Raw genomic sequence first — 13,601 nt, forward strand, 5'->3', positions numbered from 1 at the left:
ATGAGCGAGAAAAGTATTGTCCAGGAAGCTCGCGACATTCAGCTCGCTATGGAGCTGATAACACTGGGTGCCCGATTGCAAATGCTGGAAAGCGAAACGCAGTTGAGCCGTGGTCGCCTGATCAAACTCTACAAAGAACTCCGTGGAAGTCCTCCTCCAAAAGGGATGCTGCCTTTCTCTACTGATTGGTTTATGACCTGGGAGCAAAATATTCATGCTTCCATGTTCTGTAATGCCTGGCAGTTTTTACTTCGTAGTGGGCTCTGTACCGGCGTTGATGCGGTGATTAAGGCCTATCGGCTCTACCTTGAACAATGTCCTTCCCAGTCAGACGGCCCGCTATTGGCGCTGACTCGCGCCTGGACGCTGGTGCGTTTTGTTGAGAGCGGCATGCTCCAGCTGAGCCAGTGTAACTGCTGTGGGGGCAATTTTATTACCCACGCACATCAGCCGGTCGGCAGCTTTGCCTGCAGTCTGTGCCAGCCGCCATCGAGGGCGGTAAAAAGACGTAAACTTTCCCAGAATGCTGCCGATATTATTCCACAACTGCTGGATGACCAGGTGGAACAGGCTGTGTAACAGATTCTGTGTTTGCGTATTCCAGCAGCGGTGAGTGATTGCCGCTGCTTTTTTTATGCCCAAACACGACGCTGCACCTGCCTCCTGGGCATCCTCGCTACACTCAACGGCGTAAGGATGATCTCGTGCTGATTTTAATAGGTTACCTGGTTGTTTTAGGGACAGTGTTCGGCGGTTACATGTTGACCGGCGGCCACCTTGGCGCACTTTATCAACCTGCTGAATTTGTGATCATTGGTGGGGCGGGTATTGGGGCGTTCATTGTAGGGAATAACGGCAAGGCGATTAAGGGCACCTTAAAAGCGCTGCCGCTGCTCTTCCGACGCTCAAAATATACCAAAAGCATGTATATGGATTTGATGGCATTGCTTTATCGTCTGATGGCTAAGTCGCGTCAGCAGGGTATGTTTTCACTCGAAAGAGACATCGAAAACCCTAAAGAAAGCGAAATTTTTGCCAGCTACCCGCGTATTTTAGCGGACACCATGATGCTTGATTTTATTGTCGATTATTTGCGTTTAATCATCAGCGGAAATATGAATACATTCGAAATTGAAGCGCTGATGGATGAAGAAATCGAGACCCATGAAAGCGAAGCGGAAATACCGGCTAACAGCCTTGCGTTAATGGGGGATTCATTACCGGCCTTCGGTATCGTTGCTGCGGTAATGGGGGTTGTGCACGCTCTGGCATCCGCCGACCGTCCCGCTGCGGAATTAGGCGCATTAATTGCGCACGCTATGGTGGGTACTTTCCTCGGTATTTTACTGGCCTATGGTTTTATTTCCCCATTAGCGAGCGTGCTGCGCCAAAAAAGTGCTGAAACCACCAAAATGATGCAGTGCGTGAAGGTCACTTTACTCTCCAGCCTCAACGGTTATGCCCCGCCAATCGCGGTGGAATTTGGCCGTAAAACGCTTTACTCCAGCGAGCGCCCATCGTTCATTGAACTGGAAGAGCACGTCAGAGCGGTACGTTCCCCGAACGCGCAGCGCGCGACGGAAGAAGAAGTATGAAGAATCAGGCCCATCCCATCGTTGTCGTAAAGCGCCGCAAGCACAAGGGACACGGCGGGGCGGCCCACGGCTCCTGGAAAATTGCCTACGCGGACTTTATGACCGCGATGATGGCTTTCTTCCTGGTCATGTGGCTGATTTCCATCTCCAGCCCGAAAGAGCTGGCGCAAATTGCTGACTACTTCCGCACCCCGCTGGCGCAGGCCATTACCGGGGGCCAGCGTATCGCCGACAGCGAAAGTCCTATTCCGGGCGGGGGCGATGACGTCACCCAGCAGCAGGGCGAAGTGAAAAAACAGCCCAACATTGAAGAGCTGCGTAAGCGCATGGAAGCCAACCGCCTGAAGCGCATCAAAGGGGATCTGGACCAGCTTATTGAGTCTGACCCTAAGCTGCGTGCGCTACGCCCACACCTGCAAATCGACCTGGTTCAGGAAGGGTTGCGTATTCAGATTATCGACAGCCAGAACCGCCCGATGTTTAAAAACGGCAGTGCGGAAGTGGAGCCTTACATGCGCGACATCTTGCGCAAAATCGCCCCAGTGCTGAACGGTATTCCTAACAAGATCAGTCTATCCGGCCATACCGATGACCTGCCTTATGCCAACGGCGAGCGCGGCTACAGCAACTGGGAGCTTTCCGCCGACCGCGCGAATGCTTCCCGCCGTGAGCTGGTCGCCGGCGGCCTCGACGACGGCAAAGTGCTGCGCGTCATCGGGATGTCCTCGCAGATGAGCCTCTCCAAACGTGGAGGCGGGGACGCCATTAACCGTCGCATCAGTTTGCTGGTGCTTAATAAACAGACCGAAGACGCCATCATGCATGAGAACTCCGAGAGCGAGAACCAGCCTCTCAGCGTTCTGCAGCAAGATCCTACGGCGGCTCCGGCGAATAACACAGTTGCGCCACAACCAGGCACGAGGTGATAGCGTGAGCATGGATATTAGCGATTTTTACCAGACATTTTTTGACGAAGCCGACGAGCTGTTGGCCGATATGGAGCAGCATCTCCTGGATTTGGTGCCCGAGGCGCCGGATTCTGAACAGTTGAACGCTATTTTCCGTGCGGCCCACTCCATCAAGGGCGGGGCCGGCACGTTTGGCTTCTCCATCCTGCAGGAAACGACCCACCTGATGGAGAACCTGCTCGACGAAGCGCGGCGCGGTGAGATGCAGCTCAACACCGATATCATCAACCTGTTTTTGGAAACCAAGGATATTATGCAGGAACAGCTGGACGCCTATAAAAATTCTGAAGAGCCGGATGCCGCAAGCTTCGACTACATCTGCAAAGCGCTGCGTCAACTGGCCCTGGAAGCCAAAGGCGAGGCACCATCGGCGCCGGCCAAACTCTCCGTGGTAGAAACCGAACAGCCTGCGTCCGCGCCTGCCGACAACGGCGGCAAGCTGCGCGTGGTGATTGACGGCCTGAAAGAAGCTGAACGTGACCTGATGCTCGAAGAGCTGGGGAACCTGGGCACCCTGAGCGAAGTGGTCAAAGACGCCGCTTCCGTAACGGCCACGCTGGAAACCAGCGTCAGCGAAGACGATATTACGGCCGTACTTTGCTTCGTGATTGAGCCGGAGCAAATCAGCTTTGTGCCGGTTACCGCAGCCAGCGCGCCAGCGGTGGCAGAAACCACTTCGGTGGCGGTGCCTGAAGCACCTGCTCAAACGGCTGTCGCCGTGCAAAAAGCGGGCCTGCCTGAGCCGCTGACCCCTGCAACAGGGCGTGTTGAGCGCGATAAACCTGCCGCTCGCGCATCTGAATCTACCAGTATCCGCGTGGCGGTAGAGAAAGTTGACCAACTGATTAACCTGGTTGGCGAACTGGTGATCACCCAGTCCATGCTGGCCCAGCGTTCTAACGAGCTCGACCCGGTCAACCACGGGGATTTGATCACCAGCATGGGGCAGCTGCAGCGTAACGCGCGCGACCTCCAGGAATCGGTGATGTCTATCCGCATGATGCCGATGGAATACGTCTTCAGCCGCTTCCCGCGGCTGGTTCGCGATCTGGCCGGGAAGCTTAACAAGCAGGTGGAACTGACGCTGATGGGCAGCTCCACCGAACTGGATAAGAGCCTAATTGAACGCATTATCGACCCATTAACGCACCTGGTACGTAACAGCCTTGACCACGGTATCGAGTCGCCGGAAAAACGTCGTGCGGCAGGGAAGTCCGAAGTCGGGAACCTGATCCTGTCTGCGGAACATCAGGGCGGCAATATCTGTATTGAAGTGACCGACGACGGGGCAGGACTCAACCGCGAGCGTATTCTGGCGAAGGCGATTTCCCAGGGGATGCCGGTCAGCGAAAGCATGACCGACGACGAAGTCGGGATGCTGATCTTCGCGCCGGGCTTCTCCACCGCCGAGCAAGTCACCGACGTGTCTGGCCGTGGCGTGGGCATGGACGTGGTGAAACGTAACATCCAGGAGATGGGTGGCCACGTCGAAATCCAGTCGAAAGCCGGAGCAGGGACGACCATTCGCATTCTGCTGCCGCTGACGCTCGCTATCCTCGATGGCATGTCGGTTAAAGTGAGCGACGAAGTCTTTATCCTGCCGCTGAACGCGGTGATGGAATCTCTGCAGCCGCAGGAAGAAGATCTTCACCCGCTGGCGGGCGGCGAACGCGTACTGGAAGTGCGTGGGGAATATCTGCCGCTGGTTGAGCTGTGGAAAGTCTTTGACGTTCAGGGCGCAAAAACCGAAGCCACACAGGGCATCGTTGTGATCCTGCAAAGTGCCGGACGCCGCTACGCGCTGCTGGTCGACCAGCTGATTGGTCAGCATCAGGTGGTGGTGAAAAACCTTGAAAGCAACTACCGCAAGGTGCCGGGCATTTCTGCAGCCACCATTTTGGGTGACGGCAGCGTGGCGCTGATCGTCGATGTTTCTGCGCTGCAGGGGCTAAACCGTGAACAACGTCTGGCGCTAACCGTCGCCTGATTAACCGCTTAAAAGAATAGGTACGCAAATGACTGCACTAACGAATGTGACAAAACTGACCGGGGAAAACGTAGGCCAGGAGTTTCTGGTGTTCACCCTCGGCGCTGAAGAGTACGGCATTGATATCCTGAAGGTGCAGGAGATCCGCGGTTACGATCAGGTGACGCGCATCGCGAACACGCCTGCTTTTATTAAAGGCGTCACCAACCTGCGCGGCGTGATCGTGCCGATTATCGACCTGCGCCTGAAGTTCGAACAGGATGGCGTGGAATATAACGATAATACCGTGGTTATCGTGCTGAACTTGGAAAAACGCGTGGTCGGGATTGTGGTCGACGGCGTGTCCGATGTGCTGTCGCTTACGGCGGATCAGATTCGTCCTGCGCCAGAGTTCGCTGTCACTCTGTCAACTGAATACCTGACGGGCCTGGGCGCGCTGGGTGAACGTATGCTGATTCTGGTGAACATTGAGAAGCTGCTGAACAGCGAAGAGATGGAGCTGCTGGATTCTGCGGTCGCTTAATCCGGTTTGCTAAAAATAAGAAGGGCTACCCGAGGGTAGCCCTTTTATTGTTTTACAAAGAGGGAAAAAGCGTGTTTTTTCCCTCTTTGTGGTTATCAGCCGAAAATCACAAAGTGATTTTCCAGTGTATTTATTGGTGGAATCTGACATTGCTTCGTTTGCCAGACATCGCCGGCCTGCGATAAGGGCTACCCGAGGGTAGCCCTTTTTTTATGCCTTAACTTCTTCCACCGGCACGGTGCCGGTTTCTTCCAGCATGCCTTCATTCTTAGACAGCATCGCGGTTGCCACGCCGTTGCCCAGCACGTTGATCGCCGAGCGGCCCATATCCAGGAAATGGTCAATCCCCATCAACAGCAGGATGCCCGCTACCGGAATATTAAAGCTTGGAATTGTTGCCGCCAGCACAACCAGCGCGGAGCGCGGCACGCCGGCAATCCCTTTGGATGCCAGCATCAACGTCAGCATCAGCACGGCAATCTCAGAGAAGGAGAGGTGCACGTTATAAGCCTGGGCAATAAACATGGATGCAAAGGAGCAGTAGACCATCGACCCTACCAGGTTAAAGGAGTAACCGATCGGCAGCACAAACGAAGCGATGTTGCGGGAACAGCCAAAGCGGGTCAGTTGGTCCAGCGTTTTCGGATAGGCCGCTTCAGAGCTGCTGGTGGTAAAGGCCACCAGAACGGGATCTTTCAGCATCGCCAGCAGGCGGAACACATCACGCTTCAGCACCATGTAACCCACGCTAATCAGCACGATACAGGTGAGTACGATAGCCACATAGTAGCCGCCGATAAACGAAGCGTAGTTGAGCAGAATGCCCAGACCCTGGGTGGCAATCACCGAAGAGATGGCGGCGAAGATAGCCAGCGGCGCGACATACATCACGTAGCCGGTCACTTTCAGCATGATGTGGGAGACAACGTCCAGCGCGCTCACCAACGGGGCGTTGAATTTCTCGCCCAAAGACGCACCGGCAATACCAAAGAACATCGAGAACACCACAATCTGCAGGATCTCGTTGTCCGACATCGCCCCGGCAATGCTGGTTGGGATGGTATGGGAAATAAAGGCTTTCAGCGTCATTCCGCTGACGGCCAGGCCGGTCTGCACGGCTTCGGCCGGCACTTCCAGGTTCATGCCCGCACCCGGATGCTCCAGGGTGACAATAAACAGGCCGACCAGAATAGATAGCACTGAAGAAGATATAAACCAGACCATCGCCTTACCGCCTACGCGGCCAATGGTGGAGGTTTCGCCGAGCTTCATGATGCCGACCGTTAGGGTGCTGAAGACCAACGGCGCAATCACCATCTTGATCAGACGCAGGAAGATATCGGTAAACAGCGTGATGTTATCGGCGTAGCCTTTGATGACGTCGGCGGCGGCGTATTCGTGGATGGCCGCACCGGTGAAGATCCCCGCTATCATGAACAAAATGATGAATAGCGTGAGTTTGTTTGAACTTGCCACTGACTTAGTAACCCCGTAGTTGACTGTAGTTAATGTGTGTTTTTTTGTAACTTACTGACCCTTATATAATTATTGTTTCCGGGCAGTAAATGCGCGGAGCATAAATTGAATCAAACTGCGCAGATATACAACTCTTTTTTATAAATTCTGTTAATTGTTAATTAAGCAGCACTTAATCATTATTTGTGATGATAGTCACAAAATGGCGGATATATTCTTTTCACTTTGCAGTGCTGCAAGGTGGTTTGTGTTTAAAGTTTTGTTTTAATTGATGATAATGTGTCAATTGTCCTTCTGAATGAATTTTTTGACGTGGTCTGGTTATTTCCCATTCTCTAAACTAAATTTCAACTAAGTGGTGGCGTAACGTACTGATTTTTTTTCTTACCGACAGGCCCATAAAGGTTGCGGCCAGAAACCGTTTTGCTTGCTTGATAAATGAACGATTGGGGTTGTTTGTGGGCAAAATGATTTTTTATGCAGCATGAACGATATTTGATGGGCAGCCATTTGGCTTCATGACGAATTATATAAAAGACAAGTTATGGCGTCCGCCTTCTTTATTAAAGCGGAATATAGACTAACGTTAAATCATCCCGTGCCGCTTCGTTGTGTATTCACGAAGTATGATTGAGTCATTTGAATGAGGGTAAGGATATGAATTCAGCCACTGCAGCACGCTTAATTCTCTCTTGTACTGCGTTTGCGGTTATTCCATCGGCTAATGCGGCGGTGGCAAACGGTACATTTCAGGTCCTCATTACTATTACAAAGTCCTGTACAGTAACGGCGGGTGCAGCTTCGAATATTAACCTCGGGTCGGTTGCCGCCAGCGCAGTAAACACCTCGCAAAGTAATACGTTCACCGTGAACTGCTCCAAGGCAACGCCCTATTTTATCGGGCTTGCGCCGTCTGCGGCCAACGGAGGAACCACCACCGGTTCAGGGGCAATGTCGTCCGTGCTTAACTCCGCCACCAACACCGACAAAGTCCCTTATCAGCTGAACCAAACCTCGGCCACTGGGCCAGTTTGGGGTAACACCGCCACCACAACGACGGTGGGTAACGGCGTGGCGGGCCTGGGCACCGGGCTGGCTATCTCGTATACGGTTTATGCCACTGCGGCGAGCGCCAACTACACGCCAGACAGCTATGCGGATACTGTGACCGTCAACGTTAACTACTGATTTCAGGGCAACGGATGAAAATGAAATTAGGCGGACGCCCGGCCTGCGCATGCCTGTTGCTGGCGATGGCCGTGGGACAAAATGCGCTAGCCGGTGGCCTGCAGATATCGCCGGTTAACCTGACGTTGAGCGCCGCACAAAATGCGGACGGTATCTGGTTAAGTAATGAAGGGACTGCGCCGCTCAACGCGCAGGTACGGGTTTTTAACTGGCAGCAAAGCGGCAATGCCGACAGGCTGTCAACCTCTCAGGGGCTGGTCATTAGCCCTCCCATCGTGACGCTGCCCGCCGGGGAGCGCCAGCTTGTCCGCGTGATCCGCACGACGCCTGCCACCAATCAGGTGGAACAGGCCTATCGCTTGTTTATTGATGAGTTGCCGCCTGCCAAAGTGCAGAAAAATACTATTCAGTATGTTATGCGCTATTCCGTCCCGGTGTTTTTGCAGCCTGTGGGGCAGGCTGAAAACACCGCAAAACTGAAATGGGCATTGGTGCAAACCGATGGCAAAACATTTGTCGACGTGAGTAATCAGGGAAACAGCCACGCCCAGCTTTCTGCCATGACATTTATTCAGGCTAATGGCGCGCGAAAAACGATTACGCCAGGTCTGTTAGGTTATGTTCTTCCCGGTTCAACTATGCGGTGGATAATATCTTCGTCTGCCAGTGATGCTTATCACAGTGGAAAGGTTGAAGTCACTATCAATGGTCAAAAAACAGAACAAAATCTATGACTGGCCATATTCTTTGGTAAATATTGTATTGCTTAATGGTTTATTTTTCTCAGGCATGACAGCAGCACAAAATACTAATAATGACTTACCTCAGAATGCGGCCAGCAATGATACAGCTCAGCCTGTAGGCGTGGATTTATATCTGGACACGACGGTGAACGGGAATGCCGTGGGTCTGGTTCATCTTGGCTACGCGCAGGGAAAACTCTACGGCGACGCGATGGCCCTGCGTCAGTTGGGATTTCACCTGCCGGAAAAAGCACAGCCGCCGTATTACCTGAATGACATTGCCCAGGTCAAAGTTGACTATAACGTGCAGCAACAAACCCTGGCGTTGACCGCGCCGCTGAGCCTGTTAGATCTGAAAACCACCCAGCTCAACCAGTCCGATATGTCCTCGCCGAAGGCCGACAATGCCCTTGGGGCGTTGCTGAATTACGACCTCTACGGCGACAGCGGCAAGAACAGCAATTTCAACACATTCAGTGAGTTCCGGGCGTTTAATTCGGCAGGCGTCCTGAGCTCGACCCAGCTTACCCGCTACAGCACGGAACAGAATAGCAATCAGTCTTTTAGCCGCCTGGACACCAGCTGGCGCTCCTCTTTTCCCGATAAAATGCTGGCGGTTACACTCGGTGACACGCTCACCAGTTCGCTTTCATGGTCCCGCCAGACCCGCATTGCCGGGGTGAAAATCGGGACGGATTTTGGCCTCAACCCTTATATGCCCACGACCCCGCTGCCGGCGTTTCTGGGGTCGGCCACGCTGCCCTCCAGCGTTGAGCTGTATGTCAACGGGGTTAAATACTATAACGGCGAGGTTCCGGCGGGCAGTTTCCAGTTGAATACGCTGCCAAACATCACCGGCGCAGGGAATGCTCAGGTGATGATGACCGATGCCCTGGGCAGAACCAGCGTGCAGAACTTCTCTTTTTATAACGATCAGCTCCTGCTGAGGGAAGGACTCACGGACTGGTCCCTTGAGCTTGGCGTGGTCAGAAAAAACTACGGCTATTCCTCCTTCGACTACGCCAGCGAACCCGCGCTCAGCGGCACCTGGCGGCGGGGCTTCAGCAATAGCCTGACCGCAGGGGGCCATATGGAGGCCAGCGACAGCCTGGTCAACGGGGGCGTCAGCAGCGACTGGATCCCCTGGAGCCAGTCCGGGACGATCTCAACCGCGCTGGCGGCAAGCTCGGATGCCGGGGAGAATGGCTATTTGTATGGGCTCGGCTATCGCTGGTCCGGCGGGCGCTTCAGCTTTAGCTCCAGCGCCACGGCCACCTCCGGCGACTATCACGATGTTGCCACACGCTATGGTGCCCCGCCGCCAGCCTTCAGCGGCAGCGCGGTGGTGGGGTATAACTTTGGCGTGGGGGGGAATCTCAGTCTGAGTTACCTGCAGTTTCGCTACCCTGACCAAAGCGCTATTCGCTACGCCAACGCCAGCTGGTTTAAACCCATCACGGAAAACATCTCCTTAAGCGCCAGCTTTAACCAGAATATTGATGATACCCGCGACCGCAGCGTGTACCTGATGCTGACCGTCAGTACCAGCAATAGCCTGACGGCCGGAGCGACGGTGCAGCGCACCGGGGACAAGATGGGTTACCAGCTCAATGCCAGCCAGAATCCACCGTCCGAGGGCGGGGTCGGCTGGAACGTGGCCGCCAGCCAGCAAAGTTCACAGCAAACCGGGCAGGGTGAGGTGGGTTACCAGGGGCGCTATGGCCGCGTATATACCGGCTTCCGCAGCATTCCAGACAATAATTACGGCTATGCGGGGGCGACGGGGTCGCTGGTGATGATGGGCGGCGGCGTGTTTGCCGCCCGGGAGATCAACAACGGGTTTGCCGTGGTTTCTACGGACGGTATTCCCGATGTACCGGTCAAGCTGCAGCATAACCTGGTGGGCAACAGCGACAGCAGCGGACGGTTACTGGTGACGCCGCTCAACAGCTACCAGAACAACCTGATCAGTATCGATCCGATGAACCTGCCGGCCAACATGCGGATCCGCAGCGTCAGTCTGAACGCTACCCCAGCCGACCGTTCCGGGACGCTGGTGCATTTTGATATCAAGCCGGTTCGCGCCGCCCAGATAAGCCTGGTTGACGCTAAAGGCAAAGCCATCGCCGAAGGCAGCCCGGTCAGATTAATGTCAGGCACCGGACAGGACTCGATTGTCGGGTTTGATGGCATGACCTATTTCGATGCGCTTGAGCTGCACAATCAGCTCCGGGTGACAACAGAGAACGGTATTTGTGTGGCTGCGTTCGACTATCCAGAGAATCAGAAAAGCGTGCCGACTATTGGCCCGGTTGTGTGCCGATAGCGTACGCGTGGACTTTTGAGACAGGAGTGACCCGCATGAGATTAAAACAATTACTGCTGCTGGCGGTGCTCTTGCTGTCCCCCGGGATTAGCCATGCGGTCGTGTGCTCGGTGAGCAACGTGCAAACCGTTAACTTTGGCACCATCAACCCGCTGGCGACAGGCACGCCCAACACTTCAATGACCTTCGATTACAGCTGTTCCAAACAACTGGGCGATCTGCTGGCCGGGGTGACGCTCTGCTTTAATATTGACGGGGCCGGGGTAGGGAATCACAAAATGTCTTTTGCCGGGCCGCCTGCCAGTACGCTGTCCTATGAGCTTTATCAGGGAACGTTAAGCGGGGGGGCGTGGGGGAGCCAGTTTCAGTCGGGAACGACCTACCCGATGGTGCCGCTCAATTTACTTAACCTGACGCCCGTCACCGGCAGCCTGACGGTCTACGCCCAAATGACGCTGCCGCAAATATCCGCCGCGCAAGGCGGGTATCAGGATACTTACACCAGCGGCATGACCACCGTCACAATGAATACTGGCCTGCTGGCACCTCCCTCCAACTGCGGCACCAGCGTAGTCGCAAACTTTCCCTTCAACGTGGTGGCGACCGTGGGCAAGCAGTGCAACGTCAGCTACGCCAATAACGTTAGCTTCGGGCCGGTGGCGGCCATGCAAAGCAATGTCGCGTCGAATAACACCATCGGAATTGCCTGTACCAACGGCACGGTTTACACCGTGGGCCTGACGCCATCGAACGGCAACACGGGCGGCACCGGGGTACTGTCAGGCACGGGAAGTAATACCGATCAGGTGCCTTATCAGCTAAGACAAGCCACCGGAACATCCGGGGCGGTATGGGGCAACACGTCGCAGAACATGCCTTCCAGCACCGGTAACGGGGGGGCGCAGCAATACCAGGTCTATGTCACTATTCCGAGCACCAATTACACGCCAGACAACTATGCCGACACGGTGACCATTACCGTAACCTATTGATCGTTCCTCTTGCTGACAGATAGCCGGTTGCCATGGCGCAACCGGTTAATTTCCCTGTGACTTAACGTAAAGTTCCCGCTGACGGTGCCGATAACCTCGGGAACAAGTCGTTAAAAGGGCGTCCTATGTTAAAGCGTATTCGCGTTGTCACCATGCTGATGATGGTGCTGGTGGTGTTCGCGCTGCTGCAAATCATTTCCGGTGGAATGTTCTTTAATTCGTTAAAAAACAACAATGATAACTTCAAAGTCTCCCGCGAACTGCGGGTGCAGCAGGCCGAATTAAATCAGGCATGGATCCTGATGTTGCACACGCGCATTAACCTTAGCCGCTCTGCCGCGCGCATGATGATGGATCCGGCCAATAGCCAGAGCGCAGCCAAAACCGATCTGCTGAACAATGCGAAGAAATCCCTCGCCAGCGCCGAGCAGCACTACAACAACTTTAAACAGGTTGCGCCCATTTCAGCCGAAATGAACACCGTGGTGAAAGATATCGACGGTGATTACCAGACCTACCATCAGGCGCTGGCGGAGCTGATTGGCTACCTGGAAAGCGGCAACATGGATGCCTATTTCGGTCAGTCGACCCAGGGTATGCAGAATGCGCTGGAAAAAGCCTACGACGGCTACCTGGCGCTGAACGATCGCATGTACGAAGCCTCGTACGTCGACAGCCGCGACGGCTACACCTTCGCCATCTGGCAGCTTGGCATTTTAGCCCTGGCGCTGGCCGCAGTCATTCTGCTGGTCTGGGCCGGGATGCGTCAGATTCTGCTTAAGCCGCTGAACGTGGTGATTGGGCATATCCGCGAGATTGCGGCCGGTAACCTGACGGAAAAAATTAACGTTGAAGGGAAAAACGAGCTGACCCAGCTTGCCTCCAGCGTGCAGCACATGCAGCAGGAACTGATTACCACCGTCAGCAGCGTGCGCGAAGGGTCGGATGCCATTTACAGCGGCACCACCGAAATTGCCGCAGGCAATAACGATCTTTCATCCCGCACCGAGCAACAGGCGGCGTCCCTGGAAGAAACTGCCGCCAGCATGGAGCAGCTCACCGCCACCGTGAAGCAGAACGCCGAAAACGCACGTCAGGCCTCTCAGCTGGCGCTGAATGCGTCCGAAACCGCGCAGCGCGGCGGCAAGGTTGTCGATGGCGTGGTGAAAACCATGCATGACATCGCGGGTTCCTCCAAGAAAATTGCCGACATCATTAGCGTGATTGACGGGATTGCCTTCCAGACCAACATCCTGGCGCTGAATGCCGCGGTAGAAGCCGCGCGTGCGGGTGAACAAGGACGCGGCTTCGCGGTTGTCGCCGGGGAAGTACGTAACTTAGCCAGCCGCAGCGCCCAGGCGGCAAAAGAAATTAAATTGCTGATTGAAGATTCCGTTTCGCGCGTGGACACGGGATCCGTGCTGGTGGAAAGCGCAGGGGAAACCATGAGCGACATCGTGAACGCGGTGACGCGGGTCACGGACATCATGGGGGAAATCGCCTCCGCCTCTGACGAGCAAAGCCGGGGCATCGACCAGGTCGCCCTGGCCGTGTCTGAGATGGACAGAGTGACACAGCAGAACGCCTCGCTGGTGGAAGAGTCTGCTGCCGCGGCCGCCGCGCTGGAGGAGCAGGCCAGCCGCCTGACTCAATCGGTTGCGACGTTCCGTTTGCAAGGGAATGCGGGTAGTAAAAAACCTGCAGCGGCCGCGCCGGTAGCGCAAAGCCCTGTGGTTCATGCCCCGCGTACTCCGGCCCGGGCCGGGGATGACGATAACTGGGAAACTTTCTGATCAGATGAAT

The 13,601-nt window shown here is 55.0% G+C and carries 11 protein-coding genes; 10 read left to right on the top strand and 1 reads right to left on the bottom strand.

The features are described 5' to 3' along the window. From flhC to cheW, 5 genes are all read left to right on the top strand, one after another. A complete protein-coding gene (gene flhC, locus ACR6JA_RS04280) occupies positions 1-579 on the top strand; it encodes a flagellar transcriptional regulator FlhC (protein ID WP_039294634.1) in 579 nt (192 codons plus the stop codon). 125 nt (positions 580-704) lie between these two features. Continuing rightward, on the top strand, positions 705-1,595 hold the full coding sequence (gene motA, locus ACR6JA_RS04285) for a flagellar motor stator protein MotA (protein WP_008453872.1): 891 nt from the start codon (positions 705-707) through the stop codon (positions 1,593-1,595). Continuing rightward, positions 1,592-2,521, top strand: a complete 930-nt coding sequence (motB, locus tag ACR6JA_RS04290) for a flagellar motor protein MotB (protein WP_008453876.1) — start codon at positions 1,592-1,594, stop codon at positions 2,519-2,521. Before motA ends, motB begins: the two co-directional genes overlap by 4 nt. Before the next feature lie 10 nt (positions 2,522-2,531). Then, positions 2,532-4,550, top strand: coding sequence for a chemotaxis protein CheA (gene cheA, locus ACR6JA_RS04295; protein ID WP_494493254.1), 2,019 nt, complete (start codon positions 2,532-2,534; stop codon positions 4,548-4,550). 28 nt (positions 4,551-4,578) lie between these two features. Further along, positions 4,579-5,073 carry a chemotaxis protein CheW gene (cheW, locus tag ACR6JA_RS04300; RefSeq protein ID WP_008453882.1) on the top strand — a complete coding sequence of 165 codons (495 nt, stop codon included), beginning with the start codon at positions 4,579-4,581 and terminating at the stop codon, positions 5,071-5,073. Between the two features lie 210 nt (positions 5,074-5,283). Here cheW and ACR6JA_RS04305 read toward each other — a convergent pair whose 3' ends face one another. Beyond that, positions 5,284-6,549 (bottom strand): dicarboxylate/amino acid:cation symporter, encoded by a 1,266-nt coding sequence (locus ACR6JA_RS04305; RefSeq protein ID WP_213716595.1) that lies wholly within the window; start codon positions 6,547-6,549, stop codon positions 5,284-5,286. A 657-nt stretch (positions 6,550-7,206) separates the two neighbouring features. Between ACR6JA_RS04305 and ACR6JA_RS04310 the strand changes: the two genes are divergently transcribed. The 5 genes from ACR6JA_RS04310 to tar all read left to right on the top strand — a co-directional run bounded on the left by ACR6JA_RS04310 (position 7,207) and on the right by tar (position 13,591). After that, positions 7,207-7,737: a Csu type fimbrial protein gene (locus ACR6JA_RS04310; protein WP_213716597.1), complete on the top strand. Its 531-nt coding sequence runs from the start codon at positions 7,207-7,209 to the stop codon at positions 7,735-7,737. A gap of 14 nt (positions 7,738-7,751) precedes the next feature. Continuing rightward, a complete protein-coding gene (locus ACR6JA_RS04315) occupies positions 7,752-8,471 on the top strand; it encodes a fimbrial biogenesis chaperone (protein ID WP_494492946.1) in 720 nt (239 codons plus the stop codon). A gap of 55 nt (positions 8,472-8,526) precedes the next feature. Continuing rightward, complete coding sequence (locus ACR6JA_RS04320) at positions 8,527-10,806, top strand: fimbria/pilus outer membrane usher protein (RefSeq protein WP_494492947.1); 2,280 nt, start codon at positions 8,527-8,529, stop codon at positions 10,804-10,806. Positions 10,807-10,841: 35 nt separating this feature from the next. After that, entirely contained in the window at positions 10,842-11,798 is a 957-nt protein-coding gene (locus tag ACR6JA_RS04325) for a Csu type fimbrial protein (protein ID WP_494492948.1), read from the top strand. A gap of 125 nt (positions 11,799-11,923) precedes the next feature. Next, positions 11,924-13,591, top strand: a complete 1,668-nt coding sequence (gene tar / locus ACR6JA_RS04330) for a methyl-accepting chemotaxis protein II (RefSeq protein ID WP_213716604.1) — start codon at positions 11,924-11,926, stop codon at positions 13,589-13,591. The last annotated feature ends 10 nt before the right edge of the window (positions 13,592-13,601 follow it).

The organism is Cedecea sp. B1(4) (assembly GCF_059414925.1).